Genomic DNA, 17,643 nt, shown 5'->3' with positions numbered 1-17,643 from the left:
GATGCAAGAATTGCCGCAATTATCGATCGAATCCTGTCGTGTTCGCCAACAGAGACTTTGCCAATCGCTGGCCGACCTCAAAGCGGATCGGGCGATTCTCGTTGCACCCGAAAACGTCCAATGGCTGACGGGTTTTCGTCCCCACCCGTTGATGCGGGCGGTGGCGGTGCTGGATGTTGACGATGGTTGCATGCTGATAGCACCCGGCGAAGAGCCTCCGCGTCATGCGGCAGACGAAATTCGAGTTTTTGATGCACAATGGCGATGCACGTTGCGGCAAGATCAATTGAATGCGGCGCTGCAACGGGTGGAGAAATCGAACAAGACAACGGCGCTCGAATTTTCGTCCTGCGGGGAGCACGTCGGGCAGAATGCTGCCTTCGATCCGATCGATTTGGATTCGACCCTCTGGCACCTGCGGCGAAAGAAGGAGCCCGATGAGCTTGGGATAATGCTGCATGCGATTGACTGCACGGACGCAATGTACCAAAAGGCTCGAGAGATCATTCGGCCGGGGATCACCGAGCTGGAAGTCTTTTGTCAACTTCAGAGCGTCGCCGTGCAAACCGCCGGCGAACCGTTGACAGCCCTTGGCAACGATTACCAGAGCAATTCACCGGGCGGACCGCCACGTACTCGTCCCGTCGGGGCGGGCGAGTTAATGATTTTGGACCTGGGGCCGGCCTACCGGGGCTACCACGCCGACAACTGCCGCACCTTTGCCGTCAACGGCCGGCCGACCGAGGAACAACTCAGGGCGCGAGACGTCATCATGACCGTGTTTGATTTGGTCAAAGCGTTTGTGCGACCGGGGCAGTCCTGTCAAGAATTGTTCGTTCAGGCAAAAGCGTTGCTGGACGAATACGAACCCGACGCGTTCTTTCATCACTTGGGACATGGCGTCGGATTGTACCCGCACGAAGCCCCGCACTTGAATCCGAGTTGGGACGATCGATTTGCCGAAGGCGATGTGTTCACCGTCGAGCCGGGGCTTTACAACGCATCGTTGCGGGCGGGGATTCGGATCGAAGAAAACTACGTCGTCACTTCCAACGGTGTTCGGCAATTGACCAAGACGTCGACGCAGTTGTGATCAAAAGCTGTCGCGATCACTTTCTTTACAGCACGCCGTACTTGTCAAAGGCATCGGTTGCCTTCATGCCACCAGCCATCGCTGCTCTGACTTTGTTCTCTTCGTGCACTTTGTTCCAAGCCAGTGACAGCACTTCCGATTCAACTTTCTGCGGCACGACGACCATTCCATCTTCATCAGCAACCACCAAGTCGCCCGGAGAAAATACGACGGAGTCAATTTCCACGGGAACATCCACGTCAACGACGCGTTGCCGATTCTTACTGTCGTACAAGCACGTGCCACGAGCGATGACAGGAAAGCCCAGCCGTCGGATTTTTTCGACGTCACGAATCGCGCCGTCAACGATCGCACCGACACAGCCGCCATTGAGCACTGCGGTGGTTAGCAGTTCGCCCCAGATTCCTGATCGCATCGATCCTCCGGCAGCAGCAATCAGCACATCATCGAGCCCGCAACTGTCAACGGCCTTGAGTTCCAATTCGTACGGCTGAGGATCTTCATGGAACAGGTCTGTCCAAAGGGTGGTGCGACATCGGCCCACAATCATTTCGCTGGATGTCAGTTGACGCAGTGGCGTGCGTGGCGACTGATTGGTGTACCCTATCGAGTCCAACGCATCACAAATGACGGCAGAATACAATTGCCGGCGAACGTCCGAGAGCGAGATGTCATTGGGTGCTGGGGCCATTCTTGTGTTTTTTTATGGGCAACGAACAGGGAAGGATCGGACGATGGTAACGTAACCAGCGACCCGAGACGACCTTTGGCCTGCCTGATCGATGATTTCCGATGCGAATTGGCATTATCGCGCTACTGCACGAATCGAACACGTTTTCGTTTCAACCAACCACCTTGGAGTCGTTTCACCAGAACCTACTATTGACGGGCGAATCGATTCGCACGGCACTTGCGGACGCCCATCACGAGGTTGGTGGTTTCTTTGCCGGTATCGACGCGAGTGGAAATGGGGGAGAAGCGGAAGCCGTTCCGCTGTTTGCCGCGCGAGCGTTGCCATCGGGAACGATCCGCGCTGACGCGTTTGGCTCGCTGGTCAGCCAACTGCTCGATTGTGTCCGCGAAAGCGAGCCGCTCGATGGAATCCTGGTGGCTCCCCACGGCGCAACGGTAAGCGAAAACCATCCGGACGCAGACGGCCATTGGCTCGGTGAGTTACGTCAACTGGTTGGCCCAGAGATGCCGATCATCGGAACGCTGGACGCGCATGCAAATTTGTCGCCGCTGATGGTGCAGAGCTGCACCGCATTGATCGCCTACCGCACGAATCCTCATTTGGACCAACGTGAGCGAGGTTTGGAAGCCGCCAACATGATCCTGCGAACGCTCCGCGGTGAGATAACGCCGGTCATGTCGGCTTGTTATCCACCGATGGCGATCAGCATTGAAAAACAATGCACCGAAGAACCACCCCTGGATGCTCTGTATCGTGCCGCGAACGAGCAATTGAAAATCGAGGGCGTGCTTTCCAACAGTCTTTTGCTCGGCTTTCCCTACGCCGACGTGAAAGAGATGGGGGCTGCCACCATTGCCGTGACCGACCGATGCAGACGGCTCGCCGGGCAGTTGGCGGACGAACTGGCTTCGTCGATTTTGCGGTTGCGAACGCAGTTTCGCAGTGAATTCACATCGGTCGAGGAAGCGCTCCGTCAATGCGAACAATCAGAACAAAGGGTGTGTCTGCTGGACATGGGAGACAACGTTGGCGGTGGATCAGCGGCCGATGGGACGGAATTGCTGGGGGCGATTCATGCTCAGAAAATCGGACCGTCCTTTGGTTGTCTGTATGATCCGGAGTCTGTCGCTTGCTGTGAACGAGCAGGTGTCGGATCGACGATTCGGCTCGGTGTTGGCGGAAAAACAGACGCTCAACACGGCGATCCGATCGACGTGATGGTCAAAGTGATCTCGCTGTGTGAAGGCAAGTTTCGTGAATCAAAACCTCGACACGGTGGCATCACGGATTTTGATCAAGGACGAACGGCAGTTTGTGAAACCGATCATGGATTGACGCTCATGCTCACGTCCCGGCGGATGGTCCCATTCAGCCTCCAGCAGCTCAAGGGGTGTGGAGTCGATCCGCTGCGGTTTCGAATTCTTGTCGCCAAAGGCGTCAACGCGCCGATCGCAGCCTATCGCGAAGTGTGTGCGTCCTTCATCCGAGTCAACACGCGGGGGGCCACCTGCGCGGACCTTCGCCGATTGCCATACAAGCATCGTCGACGTCCAATGTTTCCCATGGATCCCGAATGATGTTTTACCGGCCAACGACTTCTATACGAGGCACCGATGTCGAATCTGTTGAAGAAGCATCCTATGCCGGCGGTGTTATTGGAAATGACAATCAACGCAATGAAAGGAGCGATTCATGACGTCCTCAGCCACGAGCGAGCCCTTGCGCGGAGTTCTACCGGTTCTGCACACGCCCTTGACCGATCATGCCGGGATCGATCACGAATCGCTTCAGCGCGAAATCGACTGGGCGTTTGAGACGGGGGCCGACGGGGTCGTTGTTGCGATGGTCAGCGAGATCCTTCGACTCGGTGACCGCGGTCGACGTGAGCTTGCCGAGCAAGTGTGCCGAGCGGTTGGTGGTCGTGGATTCACCGTCATCAGCGTCGGAGCCGAGAGCACGGCCGGAGCGGTTGATTTCGCCCGACATGCGGAGCAACGGGGCGCTTCTGCCGTGATGGCGATCCCACCGGTTGCAACGACACTGGGAGCCGCGGCCACATGCGAGTATTTTTCTGCGATTGCCAACAGTGTTTCCATTCCGCTGGTGGTTCAGGACGCATCGGGATACGTGGGGGCTGCGATCGACTTGGGCGTGTATCTCGAACTGCTCAACCGATTCGGCGATCAGCGGATCTTTTTCAAACCCGAAGCCAGCCCGCTCGGTCCCAATCTCTCGAAACTTCGCGATGCAACCGATGGTCAGGCCAGGATCTTTGAAGGTTCCGGTGGGATCAACCTGGTCGATTGTTATCGCCGCGGCATTGTCGGGACCATGCCTGGTACCGATCTGCTTGACGGAATCGTCGCTCTTTGGGACGCACTTCAGGCAGGCGACCCGAGACGCACATACGCATTGTCGCTCCCCATCGGCGCGATCGTTGCGTTGCAGATCCAAGCCGGCCTGGACGGTTTCTTGGCGATCGAAAAGTATTTGATGCGTAAACGGGGACTGTTCCGCAATGCAGATCAAATTCAACCTGTCGGGTGGGCCCTTGACGAAGAAACCCGAGCCGAAGTCGATCGTCTGTTCGCGCTCATGCAGGCCGCGATCCAATGACGCCTCCCACCACTGCCATTCACTTTCAGGCCTCGGCGTGAACGTCCCCGACACCCGCCTCTACCCCAATGGTCCCACCATAATTATCCCTGCCAACAACTGCTTATGCCGATAAAACCCGAAAGGTTCAGTCCGGTACAGAAACAGGCCTACAGATTCGCTGGACAGCGATACCTGGACAGCGATACCTGGACAGCGATACTTCGTGCGGAAATAGATACAATACAAACACGAAGCGCCAGCAAGTGTGCCTGGATGTGAGCTGTTGTCGCTTGCGAACCGCATTTGGATTGGCTTGGAAATGAGCGAAAGTACCGACCGGGGTTCCAACAACAAACGGCGATGGCTGCTGATCGCCGCTTCGCTTCTGCTCGCCGTGGTCGCAATGGCATTTTTGCTTGAGCGCATTGGCGTCTTTGGCCGGTCCCCGCGTCATTTGCGTGAACGCTGGGAGGCTGGTCAATTCGATCTTTCCGACGACGAACGAAGGCAGCTGCGAGGGATTTCGGTCGAGTTTGATTCCTTCTTCGAGCGATACGCAGATCGTCCGATTGAGCAGACGAAGCTGGCCGGTTCACGGGTGATCGCCCCGACAGGTCCGGTGAAGCGTCGGGAACAACTGGCCGTCTTTGAGCAGGAACCGGCGCGTAAAGTCGCCGTGACATCGGAAACGTTTCGGCAGTTTTATCAAGCTTACGCCAATCAAGCGCATCCGGTGTTCATCACGTCCGATTCGATTTTGAATGCCTTTCATCGGATTCTCGAAGACTCGATTGTCAAGCTGGAATTCCGCCAGATCGAACGGCTGCAGCGGCTGTTGCCGACGCTCGAGGAGCGGCTGGCCGTGGCGGATCCATCCGCAGATTCCGACATGATCCGGTCCGCCCGTCGTCGCGCGAGAATCGTCGTCGGCGTCGCTCGCCAGCTAATCGATGCGGACTATCAGCCCGAGTCGGAGATCCGCATGATGGTGCGAGCGGAGACGCGGCGGGTGGAGGGCGGAACGGGGCGTTCGATGCCCGATCGGCTGGGAGAACCGAGGCCGGCATTTCTTGCGATCGACTATTCGCGATTCACGCCCGAGGGACTTCACGCCCGCAGCGACGTGCTTCGGCGACATTACCGAGCGGTCCGATGGCTGCAAACGATTCCGTTTTTTGTGGGCGACGATGAACAGCTGGTTGCAGTGGGGCTGATTGCTGAGGCGGCCAAAGGCACCGACTGGGTTTCGTTCGTCCAGACCTATCGTGACTTCTTCGGTGGTGCCGACGATTGGGATTTGCAGACACTGCATTCTCTGAAATCCGATTTCGACGATTCGCCGAATTCGATCCATGCGATGCGATCCCAGCTTCTGCAAAGACACGGCGAGGAGACGCCGAGCAGGGTCAACGATCAGGTCGCCTTGGTGGATTCCGTTTCGGGGCCTGAGAGCTTGTCCCTCCGTGTGCTCTCCGCGTTTCGCACTCCCGAGGCAATCTTGTTCCAGCAGGCCGCTGAATCAACGCGTTCTCTCGATTCCGTCGGATTGCTGTTGTGCGCTGCCCTCGGTTCGACGCTGGCAGCCGAGCATCTTGCCGAAGCGAACGCGTCGGATTCGATTGATCAAGCCGATCGCTTTGACAGATTACTCAGTGACGAATCTGTCTATGGAGACTACCTGCGATGCCTCGCGACGTTGTTGAAACCGACTGACGCTGCGCCGGGATTCATGTCGACGCGACACTGGCGATTGAAGAGCTGCCAGACTGTTCTAGGCGGTTGGACGCAGATGCGCCACACGTTTGCACTTCAGGCGAAACAGAACGCCTTGATACTGAGCGAAACATCTTATGTAGGGGCAGGTTTCGTCGAACCTAATCCCGATTTTTTCCGTCGTCTCGGTCGATTGGCCTCCAGGATCGAAGCCTTGCTCGATGAATTGGGCGCGTTTGACATTAACTATCATCACTTGCACTTTCGATTGAACGAATTCGCTCGTTGCTTCAAACTGATTGACGCGTTGGAGCAGGAGGGAATCGGGATCGACGAATTCAAAGGACAGTTGACACGCGAGGATCGGGAGTTTGTCTTCGATGTTTTTTACAACGTGGGTGCATCGAATCCGCTGTTATGGCTGGGGGCGGACCGTCTTGATGATAGCACGTCCCGGCGCGCATTGGCCGCCATCGTCCAGGTATCAGACTGCATTGAACGAGGGGAATTGCCGAGCGACCCTGCGGCCCGGGGAGCGATCCTGATGAGCGAAAGCAGTTCGAATCGTGTCCGCTGGCTGCGTTTGGCGGAAATCTGCGAGCGATTGCGGGACATAGCTGATCGACAACTTGACGATCAGACACTCACGGCCAAAGACCAGCAATTCATCACCAATTACGGCGAAAAACTTGCGGGGCTACTCAATTACGAAGCGTATTCGGCCGCGAGTCCGCTGGACGATGCAATGCGTTGCGTGAGTGTGTTGACCGATGCCGAGCGAAAACACGTTCACATCGCGGTGGGGCGTCCCCAAGCGATCTATGTGTTGTACCCTCATCAAGGCCAAGAATTGCTTTGCCGCGGAGCGGTGTTTCCGTATTATGAGTTCGCCGACAAGAAGGTTGTCGACGATACGTCGTGGAAAGGTCGCATCGACCGAGCGACACCCGCACGTCCGGGGTGGTTGGAGCCGCTGTTTGTGGACGACTGAAGGGGGGCCTCAAGACTGGGGGCCGGCCGGACCGACCGCTGCGCTGAATGAAATCGCTCGCCTGCGTCCGGTCGCTGCAATCGTTGGTGTTTATCCTTTAGGCGATTCCCGGTTGCTGCGTCGCAGCGATGGTCTTCAGTGTGTGTGGCATGATTGGGCAAAACGATGGGGGCAAAACGATGGGGGCAAAACGATCACAGCCTGAAATTGTTTTGCCCCCATTGTTTTGCCGTTGTTTCGGAGGCGGGGCAATGATTGTGCACTGGGACCAATCGGACGCAGAGGATGTATGGGGCCCGTCTGTCTGATTGGTCCTATCGATCGCGGCGGTTCCGCCACCCTCCAGGTCAGGCCGCCCGCGCGCTGTGCGGGATCCGGTAAACTGCGATTGATGTCCCCTCGGGCTCTCCATCCAAGGAATGAACACAGAATCATGAAGATGATCCATCTTGTTGTTGTCGCTCTAGCGAGTCTTTCGGTACTTCCGTTGCACGGTCAGGATTCCGCGGAGGTCACGTCGGCAGACGTGATCGTCTATGGTTCGACACCGGGTGGGTTTTGCGCCGCGATCGCCGCTGCCCGCGAAAATGCTTCGGTGGTTCTTTTGGAGCCGACGGAGCATGTCGGGGCGATGAACACTGGCGGGCTCAGCCATTGCGATTCGAACCAGATGGTCCGCAGCACCTTGATGGGACTCTTCGACGAGTGGCACCGGCGGGTCGTCAAGGACTACACCGATCGCGGCAGGAAGGCTCCGTACAACCCGGCGGTGAAAGACCAGTCGCGATGGACGTTCGAGCCGCATGTGGCGATGCGGATCACGATGCAGATGCTCGATGAAGCCGGAGTCACCGTGCTGACAAAACGTGATCTGAAATCAGTCACGAAAGAAGGCTCCCAGATCAAGACTCTGGTCACGAGCAAAGGGACATTCGTTGCCAAGGTCTTTGTCGACGGCAGCTACGAAGGCGATCTGATGGCTGCCGCGGGCGTCGATTGGACGATCGGTCGCGAGGGCCGTGGCGAGTACGGCGAGTCACTGGCCGGGAAGCAGTACCCGAAACAGAAGATGGACATCAACGGCTATGACGATGACGGCAATTTGTTGCCGCTGGTCACCACCGACGATGCCGGCCCCGAGGAGGCTGGGGACGAGAACATCATGACGTACAGCTTTCGGTTGTGTCTGACCGCTGATCCCGTCAATCGTGTTCCGATGCCAAAGCCGACAAACTACGACCCGGCCCGCTTTGAAATCGTCCGGCGTGCGTTGCAAGAGGGCGAGAGACGCATCGGATTCGACCTCTATCCGTTACCTGGAAGCAAATTTGATGGCAACAATTCAATCGGCGGGCAATTTTCGATCGGCTTGGTCGGCGGCGGAAACAACTGGCACTCGGCGGACGAAGCGGGACGAAAGAAGATCTGGGAACAGCACAAACAGTACACGCTCGAGTTCATTCACTTTCTGACAACCGACCCGGCCGTGCCCGCTGCGATGCGTGATCGATACGCCAGTTTGGGACTTTGCAAAGACGAATTCGAAAATCACGCCCACTTCTCGCCGGCACTCTACGTTCGCGAGTCGCGTCGGATGAAGGGGCTGTACGTCATCAGTCAAAAGGACATCCTGGATGAGCCCAGCAAGGATGACCCCATCGCCATCTCGTCATTCCCCATCGACTCGCACGATGTCCAACGCGTCGCACTGAAGGATGGGGGAGTGATCAACGAGGGCACGATCTTTCCGGTCCGTCGATTGCCGAGGCAGGGATACGCTTACCAGGTGCCCTACCGTGCGATCCTGCCGAAGCCCGACCAGTGCGACAACCTGCTGGTGCCGGTTGCGCTGTCCTGCACCCACGTCGGTCTGTCGTCGCTGCGGATCGAAGCCGCATGGATGGTCATCGGGCAGGCTGCCGGCGTCGCCGCAGCGATGGCGGCGAAAGACGACGTGGCGGTACAGGATCTGGAGTACGGGGAGCTCCGCGAGCGACTGCTGGCTCAGAAACAGGTCTTGGACTTGCCGGACGAATCAGACCTGCCAACCACTGACGACTCCATCGATGCAAAGTCCTTTCCGGGAATCGTACTCGATGACACGCAAGCGAAGCTGACTGGCAACTGGTCCCGATCAACGAATTTCAAACCGTTCATCGGCAGCGGATACATTTATTGCGGAGACAAAGATCCGCAAACGCAAGGCGACGGGAAAGCGACCGCAACATTCCGGTTCACCGTTCCGAGACCCGGTCGCTATCAGCTGCGGATGGCTTATTCGGCACACGAAACCCGGGCGAAGCAGGTGCCCGTGACCGTTTCGTCTGGGAATCAAAGCGAGAGGATCATGGTCGACCAAACCCGCCCGCTTCCAAGCGGTAAACCGTTTCGCCCGATCGGCACGGTCGAATTGCAGGCGGATGCGGAAGCGGTAATCCAAATCACCGATACCGACACGACCGGGTTTGTGATCGTGGACGCGCTGCAACTGCTTCCGGTCCAGCCGGATGCACCATAAGTGGTCGAAAGGCAAGAAGGCAATGGCCGGATAGTGCGACCGGTGGCCTACCGGTCGTTACTGCCAGTACTTTTTCAGCAGGTATTGATTGTCTTTGCCGTGCTGTAGCCAATCGTCGTATTCCGCTCGTGAGCGGAACGGCGGAATGTGGTGTGGCTGGAGTTTCTCGGACGTTTTCACCAGTGGCGCAGGCGATGCCGGGATCTTCGCGGCCAGCTCGTTTTTGATTTGGGAAAACTTCGGGTCGCCGGCAAGGTTATGCCATTCCTGGGCATCGCTGTGATGGTCATACAGTTCCTCGCTGCCGTCGATGTAACGAGTGTACCGGTACCGCTCGCTGCGGACAGAGAACTCGCCGAAATCGTACGTCGTCAGCGCGACGTGATCCCAATCTGCATCAGGCGTTTTGAGGAGCGGTGTCAGGCTGTGACCATCGATTTCGTTTTTGGCGGGCAGTCCACAGACATCGACAAGTGTTGGGTAGATGTCTTGCAATGACACCGGCCGATGGCACAACTGTCCGTCCGCCGAACCGTCGGACAATCCGGCAGCATCCTTGGGCACATGGATCATCAAGACCGAGCGTACGACGTTGTCCCAGAGTGCGAACTTGCGCCAGTGCTGTTTCTCGCCGAGTTGCCATCCGTGGTCGGACCACAACACCACGACCGTGTTTTCACGTTGACCGCTTTCGTCCAGGCCGTCAAGCAAACGACCAAACATCGCGTCGGCAAAGGCAATGGACGCGAGATAGCCCTGGACGGCTCGTTTCCACTGCCCCGCTTTGATGACATGCTGATGGTAGCCTCCGCCGCGGAACGCGATGTCCCTTGCTCGCGGACCGACGTCGTCAAGGTCGTTTTCCAATCGTTCAGGTCATCCACGGAGACGAAGAGCACGTTGGGGCGATGCTCCTGGCCGAATGCCGACGCAAACGCGGGCAACACCAAAAGGCAAGTCCACATCAGTTGGAGGCTGTTTTTCACGAGTGGGTCTCTGGTCAATGCGTTGTGCAACATTTCGTGTTTATCAGGTCGCCGTCACAATCGCAGGCGATGTGTTTGTGCCCCTTAGGGATGGTCCGGTGTTTGCCGAGGGCGTCGGGTGGGCTCTCGGCGATCTGCTATTTCGCCAAGCCTTCGTCGCGCATTTCACGCCAAAGTGAGGTCATTTCCTGCTTCATCGAACGGACGATTTCGGGATGATCGCTTGCGATATCATTGCTCTGCGCGGGATCGACCGAAACGTCGTACAGTTCCACTCGGTCAGGATCGGAGGTCGCGAGCCACTGGTCGAGTGAAACGCCCTTTTCCCGTGCGGGCAACCAAGCGACCAAGGTGTAGTTTCCGCGCCGCATCGAAATCTGTGGCATTCGGAACCAAGTGTCGCCGTGGTGCGGGAAGAACCAGATGGCGGAATCGCTGCGAGTATGTGGCAGTGGCAACACGTTCGACTCTTCACGCCGTGGTCGTTCCTGATCGACCCAGCCGGCAAACGACTGCTCGAAGCCGAGGGGAACTGGACGGAACCCGAAGCGGAACGTGTCCCGTGTGCGGGTGAGTTGATCGAGCGTTTTCTCGATCCACTTTCGAACCACAGCCTGATCGCGCCGCAGATCCGTCTCAATCACACCGTCGTTTCCGTCTCGCGAGAAGGTCATGACCGAATGAAGGACGGTCGGCGAAACGAGGCGCCATTCTTGATCGTTGCCGAGACTCCGGACGGACCGCAGCGATTCCGGGCGCGAGCGGTGATCGATGCGTCGGGAACCTGGACCAGTCCCAACCCGATCGGTGCAGGCGGTGTTCGCGCCGATGGCGAGCGGGAAGCGCAAAGCAGCATTCAATACGGCATGCCCGATGTTCTCGGCCGCGACCGAGAACGATACGCGGGGAAGCGAGTGCTGGTCGTCGGCTCGGGACACTCGGCAACGGGAAATGTGCTCAGTCTGATCGAGCTCGCCAAACACGTTCCCGAAACATCGATCGCCTGGGGGATCCGCCGCGTCAGCGCAGAGAAGCTTTGGGGTGGCGGGAACGCCGATGAGATTGCCGAGCGCGGACAGCTGGGGACGCGTGCCAAAGCAGCGGTGGACGATGGACGCGTGACCCTGCTGACGGGATTATCGATCGTGGCCGTCAAGCGTTGTCCGAGCGGGCTGGAGATCGTCGACGTGAACGGCGAATCACGGATTGTGGTGGATGAGATCATCGTCGCTTCGGGCGCCCGTCCGGACTTGGCGATGCTGCGTGAGTTGCGGTTGCAGTTCGATCCGGCCACCGAAGCATCAAAAACGCTCGGTCCGTTGATCGATCCCAATCACCACCATTGCGGATCGGTGCCGCCACACGGAGCCGTAGAGCTCCGGCAACCTGAACGTGGATTCTATCTGGCTGGCATGAAGAGCTACGGCCGCGCGCCGACATTCTTGTTGATGACCGGATACGAACAGGTCCGGTCGATCGTTGCTGAACTTGCCGGCGACCACGAAGCGGCGCGCAACGTCGAATTGGTTTTGCCCACCACCGGCGTGTGCTCCACACAATTTGCAAACGAGGAAACGGCCACCGCATCGACCTAAAGCCGAGGTAGGCTCGATCGATCGGGCGTGTTTGACCTGAAGGTCGCGGAGTGTGGGCGTTGACACGGACAAACGACCTACTCCCGCGATTGGAGAAGTGCTAGGCTCTGTCCCTAAGCCCGTAGCGGAAGCCGCCAAGGCTTTCAACTCGCGGCAGTCCACACGGGAAAAGCCGAAATTCTTGGCGAATTCCGCTACCACATTCGCCACGTGCCGGGTTTAGGGACAAAGGCTAGGAAAGGATTTCTTGGATCACGTTTCCGGCGACATCGGTCAGACGGTAGCTGCGGCCGTTATGAAGGTAGGTCAGTCGTTCGTGGTCGAGGCCGAGGAGGTGCAGGATGGTGGCGTGAAAATCGTTCACGCTGACTCGGTTTTCCACGGCTTCGTAACCGATTTCGTCCGTTTCGCCGTAGCTGACGCCTCCCTTGATGCCCGCCCCGGCCATCCATTGCAGGAACCCTTTCGGGTTGTGATCGCGTCCCTTTCCGTTTTGCGAGATCGGCATGCGTCCGAATTCGGCGCCCCAAATGACCAGCGTGGAATCGAGCAAGCCGCGAGCTTCCAGATCGGCGAGCAACCCGGCGACCGGGGCGTCCGTGGCGGCACAATGGTGCGTGTGGTTTTCTTCCAGATTATCATGTGCGTCCCACTCGCCATCGCTGTAGACCTGGACGAAGCGGACACCGTTTTCGACCAGCCGCCGGGCCATCAAGCATTTGGATCCGAATGATTGGGATCTCGGGTTGTTGATGCCGTACAGCTCGTGCGTCGCCTTTGTTTCTCGTGACAGGTCGACAACTTCGGTGGCTTCCTTCTGCATTCGAAACGCCAATTCAAAGGACTGCATGCGGTTGGCGAACTCTGCGTCACGGGGGTGACGACGCAGATGTTGGTCGTTCAATTCGGCCATCAAGTCCAGTTGCGCCCGTTGGTCTTGCTGAGTGACCTGGGGTTGACGTTTCAGGTTCAAAACGGGCGTGCCCTGGGACCGGAACAGGGTTCCCTGGAAGGTCGAAGGCAGGAACCCAGAGCCCCAGTTGTGCGGACCGCCTTTGGCGCCCTTGGTGTTGCCCATCACCACGTATCCCGGCAAACTCTGGTTTTCGCTGCCCAGTCCATACGTGACCCAGGCCCCGGCGGTGGGAAATCCGGGGCGGGGCAGTCCACTGTTGATTTGATAGATCGCCGGCACGTGGTCGTTCGATTCGCTGTAGCACGATTTGAGGAACGCCATCTTGTCGACATGCTTGGCGACGTTGGAATACTTGTCGCAAACCCACTGTCCGCAATCGCCGTATTGTTTGAAGGAAAACGGCGACTTCATCAGCGGCCCGGGGTTGCCAAAGAACGCCTGGATGTCGGTGGTGTCGCCGTCGCGTTTGTCGAGTTCGGGTTTGCGGTCGAACATGTCGACTGCACTGGGGGCGCCTTCCATGAACAGCCAGATGACCGATTTAGCTTTGGCGGGAAAGTGGCCTTGGCGCGGAACCAGCGAAGTGACCGGATCGGTTGGAGTTCCCGGCGGAGGTGCGGAGAGCAGGTTTTGTTCAGCCAGCAGGCCCGCAAGGCCGATCATCCCGGCCCCGCCGCCGGCCCGGCAGAGCCATTCACGGCGACTGAGCAGGTTGGCAACACGACCGCAGGGATACAACGGAGTCTTCTTGCTCATCTTTGCATTTTCAATCGACGTAGATGAATTCGTTCAGCCCGAACAACGACTGGCAATAGTCGGTCAGTGCTGCAAGGTGTGGATTCGGTTCGCCTCGCTCGGTTCGTGATCGGGTTTGGGATTGAATGAACCGGATCGAGGTTTTGAGTTCGCTGTTTGTCGGCAACCGCGCGAACGAAGCTTCATAGGCCTGTTCGATGATCGGTTGCAGATCGAGGTCTTTGGAGGTTGGCGTTTCGGTTTGATCTTGAGCGAGACGAATTGCGAAATCCCGAGCGACGGAGCGGACAAAGCGATCGTTCAGGATCACCATGGCTTGTGGGGCCACGGTCGTGTTTTGTCGTTGCGCACAGCTGGTCATCAGGTCCGGGCGGTCGAACGCCTGGAACATCGGATAGGGGATCAGCCGTTTGTGGAACATGTAAACGCTGCGCCGCCGAGTGGTCGCGTCGTCCTTGGCGTCTTTGGGATAACGCTCGCCCTGGATGTTGCGGGCGAGGTTGGCTTCGGGAGCGATGTACGGCTTGAATCCCGGTCCGCCCGCTTCAAGGTTTAGCGTTTCGCTGACCGCCAGCATCGCGTCCCGCATGACTTCGACTTCCAATCGTTGCGGTGTCATTCGCCAAAGCAGATCGTTGGCCGGGTCGATCTGCGGTCCCCGGTCGTCGACGGCCGCTGGCGTGCCGGCTTGTTGCCAAACCGCGCTGGTCAGGATCTTTCGATGAAGCGACTTGAGATTCCAGCCGTCCTGGACGAATTCATAGGCCAGGTCCTCCAGTAGCATCGGGTGCGTCGGGGAATCGCCGCGAACGCCGAAGTCGCTTGTCGTGGCCACGATGCCTTTGCCGAAGTGATGGTGCCAAACTCGGTTGACGATGACTCGGGCCAACAGTGCCCCGCCGCCCTGGTCGGTGTCGGTGATCCACTCGGCCAAGGCACGACGCTGCAGCGTGCTTTTCGCTTGACCGATCTTGCCATAGTCTTCCTTGGCTTGCCGCCAATAGTCGCCTGCGCCGACCCCGGAGGACAGCATCGCGGGGAATCCGATGTCGACTTCGATTTCGCGATCGTAGAAATCGCTGCGGCGAAATAACCAAGTCGTGCGGCGGTCGTTGTCAAAGTCGCGAAAGAAGAACGCCTCTTTCCCACTGGGCAATTTCTCCGACACGCGATCACCGCTGTGAAAGACTCCCAGCAGCTGGTAGTACTCTTTCGCCGAAAACGCATCGTATTTGTGATCGTGACAGCGGGCACAGGCGACGGTGATTCCCAACAACCCCGACCCGAGCGTCGAGATCACGTCGTCCAGCTCGTTGTAGCGATTCATCAGGCGTTCGCTTTCGAGAAACGATTCGGGCAACTTGAACGCCGGACCGGCGGTTAGAAATCCCGTGGCCGAAATCGCCGCGTCGTTGTCCGGCTGGAATTCGTCGCCGGCAATTTGCCAACGCACGAATTGGTCGTAGGGCATGTTGTCGTTGAACGCATCGATCACAAAATCACGGTAGGTGTACGCGTGCGGTCGATCACGGTCGGCTTCCTGTCCGTCGCTGTCGGCATACCGCGCCACGTCCAGCCAATGTCTGCCCCAACGCTCACCGTAGCGGGGAGAATCGAGCAATTGGTCGACAAGCATCTGGACTGCCGAGTCGGGGGCTTCGGCATGATCGCGGATGAATTGCGTGACTTGCGCCCCGGTGGGCGGCAACCCGATCACGTCATAGTACAAACGTCGTACCAACGATCGCGCATCGGCAGGCTCTGCGGGGTGAAGTCCGGCGTCGCTTAACCGCTGAAGGACAAAGCGGTCGATCGGTCCCTTCGACCAATCATCATGGCATGGTCGTGAAGGTACCGTTGGCTTGTGAAGACGTTGAAATGCCCAGTGCGTCTTGGCACGATCCCGTTTGGGATCCACCACATCCGCGTCATTGGGCCATGGGGCGCCTTGATCGATCCAGGTTCGCAGGCGTCGGATCTGTTTTTCGTTGAGCGGTTGATTCCCTTCCGGCGGCATCACGCGACTTTCGTCGGCGCCGGAGACCAGTTGGACGAGCAAGCTTTCTTCGCCTTTTCCTGCAACGATCGCCGCACCGCTGTCCCCGCCCTGCATCGTTTGGGCTTTGATCCCCAGGTTCAGGCCACCTTCTTCGGTCGTCCCGGCATGACACTGGAAACAATGTTCGCGCAAGATCGGTTGGATATCGCGACGAAAGTCAACGGACGCTGTACTCTTGTCCGGTGCTTTTGTCTCGGGAGCCGTTTCCTCGGCAGCGGCTTGGGTTCGCAGTAGCGGGAACAAGCTCGCGACCGATCCGAGGCAAATCGCTAAAACCAACATGCCGCGATCGCAGGGGAATGTGGCTGGAAAGACCTTCATGCGTGGGCGTCGAGAGAGTGTGGGGGAAGGAAGTCGCTCGCAGGCACGGAAGTGCCAATTGTAACACCCTCCTGTTTGCCGTCGCAAATCTCGGTCGTCAGGACTGCCCCCAAGGTCAGGTCGGGGGGCCCCACTTTCCTGTCAAAGGATCTTTCACCCAGGCGCCCGCTTCGCCAACACTCGTGTCGCCCTTATGCGCCAGGGCCTGTCCCATCACCCGAGCGTTCAACGGGCTTGCACGCAATTCGCGCAATCCGGCCAAGTAGATGCGGTGCTCGGCTCGCTTTGCAGGATCGTAGGAGCAGAACCAACGCAGTTTTTGACCGTTCGTGTAATCATATTCGCGTGGTTCGTAGAGATACTGAAACGTGCCCGAATGGTTGCCCTGCCAAACATCGATCACCAAGGCGTCGCCCCAATGGTCCTGTCGCTCAAGGCCCCAGGCGGTGCTGCCGTCGGCGTTTTCTCGCCCCAAGATGATCAGGTGGTGGTCATAGGCGATCGAGCCCACGTGCTCAATCACGAGGTCGTCGAAATCTTCGTCTGAGACCAAGCATTTGATCACGGCGGCGGCACAGCTGAAGCAGCGGCCGTAGTAACTGCCCAGCTTGGGAGTCGTGACCAATTTGCCGAGGATCAGCCAGTAGAGGAGATCGTCCTGGGGGTTTTTGGTCGGACCGAGCCGAGCGAGCGCCTTGTTCCGGTCGCCTTCGGAGTGAATGTTTTCCGGGGTGAAGGTGTATTGTCCGGGCACACCACTAGGCAGGTCGGTGATCTGGATTTGCTGCAGTGATGGAAAACGACGCTTGAGTTCGGCGTCCGTCAGCACCGGTATGTCGTCGCCACCGAAATCGATCGGATCGGGCGGCTCGGGCACGTCTAAGTCTGGGGCGTTCAGAGCCGCAAGCGCCGCGGCTACCTCGCCTTCGAGTTCAGCGAGACGCGTCCCCCGAGCTGCGACTTCTTTGGGATTTTTGTCACGCCAACGGTCGATCCGTTTTTGCAGCCGTGCGAGGTTGCGGGCACTCGGTGTGTTCTGGGTCTCGACCAACACTCGCAACAGCTTGCAAAGTCGGCGGCTCTTGAAATGCCATTTATTGCGGGCGACCGAAAGCGCGAATCCGGTATCACGGGGAGAGAGAAGGGGCATTCAATTATCCGCGAGCAGTCGAGTGAAATGGCGATACCTGGTGCTCATCAATTGTTCAACCGCGTCAAAAGAAATCGCCAGGCTTCAGTCCAGTCTACACCTCACCGCAACGCTTGTGGCCGAAGGTACGAGCAAGCGAGTCAGAATTTCCGCGTTGTCTGCATTTCCGCGTTGTCTGCATTTCCGCGTTGTCTGCGGCAATGAACGCGGGTACCGGCGGTGATCATTCGTCTGCTCTGATCGCACGAAGCCA

At 58.2% G+C, this 17,643-nt stretch carries 12 protein-coding genes; 6 read left to right on the top strand and 6 right to left on the bottom strand.

What is annotated here, in order from left to right; translation table 11 throughout:
* Window position 1 precedes the first annotated feature (1 nt).
* Window positions 2–1,093, top strand: a complete 1,092-nt coding sequence (locus H1B37_RS24790; protein ID WP_182869964.1) for a M24 family metallopeptidase — start codon at window positions 2–4, stop codon at window positions 1,091–1,093.
* 25 nt (window positions 1,094–1,118) lie between these two features.
* Here the strand turns inward: H1B37_RS24790 and H1B37_RS24785 are convergent, their stop codons facing one another.
* Complete coding sequence (locus H1B37_RS24785) at window positions 1,119–1,784, bottom strand: RraA family protein (RefSeq protein ID WP_182869963.1); 666 nt, start codon at window positions 1,782–1,784, stop codon at window positions 1,119–1,121.
* A gap of 101 nt (window positions 1,785–1,885) precedes the next feature.
* Here H1B37_RS24785 and H1B37_RS24780 point away from each other — a divergent pair, with 101 nt between their 5' ends.
* The 4 genes from H1B37_RS24780 to H1B37_RS24765 all read left to right on the top strand — a co-directional run bounded on the left by H1B37_RS24780 (window position 1,886) and on the right by H1B37_RS24765 (window position 9,607).
* Window positions 1,886–3,364: a M81 family metallopeptidase gene (locus tag H1B37_RS24780; protein ID WP_182869962.1), complete on the top strand. Its 1,479-nt coding sequence runs from the start codon at window positions 1,886–1,888 to the stop codon at window positions 3,362–3,364.
* Between the two features lie 115 nt (window positions 3,365–3,479).
* Window positions 3,480–4,403 (top strand): dihydrodipicolinate synthase family protein, encoded by a 924-nt coding sequence (locus H1B37_RS24775; protein WP_182869961.1) that lies wholly within the window; start codon window positions 3,480–3,482, stop codon window positions 4,401–4,403.
* A gap of 301 nt (window positions 4,404–4,704) precedes the next feature.
* Window positions 4,705–7,089, top strand: a complete 2,385-nt coding sequence (locus H1B37_RS24770; protein ID WP_182869960.1) for a DUF3160 domain-containing protein — start codon at window positions 4,705–4,707, stop codon at window positions 7,087–7,089.
* 433 nt (window positions 7,090–7,522) lie between these two features.
* Window positions 7,523–9,607 carry an FAD-dependent oxidoreductase gene (locus tag H1B37_RS24765; protein ID WP_182869959.1) on the top strand — a complete coding sequence of 695 codons (2,085 nt, stop codon included), beginning with the start codon at window positions 7,523–7,525 and terminating at the stop codon, window positions 9,605–9,607.
* A gap of 57 nt (window positions 9,608–9,664) precedes the next feature.
* On the opposite strand, the gene H1B37_RS24760 is transcribed toward H1B37_RS24765, so the two are convergent.
* Window positions 9,665–10,474: a sulfatase-like hydrolase/transferase gene (locus H1B37_RS24760; protein ID WP_182869958.1), complete on the bottom strand. Its 810-nt coding sequence runs from the start codon at window positions 10,472–10,474 to the stop codon at window positions 9,665–9,667.
* A 256-nt stretch (window positions 10,475–10,730) separates the two neighbouring features.
* Complete coding sequence (locus H1B37_RS24755) at window positions 10,731–10,979, bottom strand: hypothetical protein (protein WP_182869957.1); 249 nt, start codon at window positions 10,977–10,979, stop codon at window positions 10,731–10,733.
* A gap of 21 nt (window positions 10,980–11,000) precedes the next feature.
* Here H1B37_RS24755 and H1B37_RS24750 point away from each other — a divergent pair, with 21 nt between their 5' ends.
* Window positions 11,001–12,188 carry an NAD(P)/FAD-dependent oxidoreductase gene (locus H1B37_RS24750; protein ID WP_182869956.1) on the top strand — a complete coding sequence of 396 codons (1,188 nt, stop codon included), beginning with the start codon at window positions 11,001–11,003 and terminating at the stop codon, window positions 12,186–12,188.
* A 232-nt stretch (window positions 12,189–12,420) separates the two neighbouring features.
* Here the strand turns inward: H1B37_RS24750 and H1B37_RS24745 are convergent, their stop codons facing one another.
* The 3 genes from H1B37_RS24745 to H1B37_RS24735 all read right to left on the bottom strand — a co-directional run bounded on the left by H1B37_RS24745 (window position 12,421) and on the right by H1B37_RS24735 (window position 17,390).
* Window positions 12,421–13,860, bottom strand: coding sequence for a DUF1501 domain-containing protein (locus H1B37_RS24745; RefSeq protein ID WP_182869955.1), 1,440 nt, complete (start codon window positions 13,858–13,860; stop codon window positions 12,421–12,423).
* A gap of 10 nt (window positions 13,861–13,870) precedes the next feature.
* Complete coding sequence (locus H1B37_RS24740; RefSeq protein WP_182869954.1) at window positions 13,871–16,201, bottom strand: PSD1 and planctomycete cytochrome C domain-containing protein; 2,331 nt, start codon at window positions 16,199–16,201, stop codon at window positions 13,871–13,873.
* A gap of 154 nt (window positions 16,202–16,355) precedes the next feature.
* On the bottom strand, window positions 16,356–17,390 hold the full coding sequence (locus tag H1B37_RS24735) for a hypothetical protein (protein ID WP_182869953.1): 1,035 nt from the start codon (window positions 17,388–17,390) through the stop codon (window positions 16,356–16,358).
* Window positions 17,391–17,643: the final 253 nt, after the last annotated feature.

The sequence above is a fragment of the Stieleria mannarensis genome (assembly GCF_014154935.1).
Taxonomy (GTDB): Bacteria; Planctomycetota; Planctomycetia; order Pirellulales; family Pirellulaceae; genus Stieleria; species Stieleria mannarensis.
The sequence above is the reverse complement of the archived record's forward strand: the minus strand, read 5'-3'. Positions and strand labels throughout refer to the sequence as shown.

Bases quoted from the DNA above. Each gene is read 5' to 3' on its own strand.
- H1B37_RS24790 (WP_182869964.1), top strand. From the start codon at position 2: ATGCAAGAATTGCCGCAATTATCGATCGAATCCTGTCGTGTTCGCCAA.
- H1B37_RS24775 (WP_182869961.1), top strand. From the start codon at position 3,480: ATGACGTCCTCAGCCACGAGCGAGCCCTTGCGCGGAGTTCTACCGGTT.
- H1B37_RS24745 (WP_182869955.1), bottom strand. From the start codon at position 13,860: ATGAGCAAGAAGACTCCGTTGTATCCCTGCGGTCGTGTTGCCAACCTG.
- H1B37_RS24735 (WP_182869953.1), bottom strand. From the start codon at position 17,390: ATGCCCCTTCTCTCTCCCCGTGATACCGGATTCGCGCTTTCGGTCGCC.
- H1B37_RS24740 (WP_182869954.1), bottom strand. From the start codon at position 16,201: ATGTTGGTTTTAGCGATTTGCCTCGGATCGGTCGCGAGCTTGTTCCCG.
- H1B37_RS24785 (WP_182869963.1), bottom strand. From the start codon at position 1,784: ATGGCCCCAGCACCCAATGACATCTCGCTCTCGGACGTTCGCCGGCAA.
- H1B37_RS24770 (WP_182869960.1), top strand. From the start codon at position 4,705: ATGAGCGAAAGTACCGACCGGGGTTCCAACAACAAACGGCGATGGCTG.
- H1B37_RS24780 (WP_182869962.1), top strand. From the start codon at position 1,886: ATGCGAATTGGCATTATCGCGCTACTGCACGAATCGAACACGTTTTCG.
- H1B37_RS24755 (WP_182869957.1), bottom strand. From the start codon at position 10,979: ATGCCACAGATTTCGATGCGGCGCGGAAACTACACCTTGGTCGCTTGG.
- H1B37_RS24765 (WP_182869959.1), top strand. From the start codon at position 7,523: ATGAAGATGATCCATCTTGTTGTTGTCGCTCTAGCGAGTCTTTCGGTA.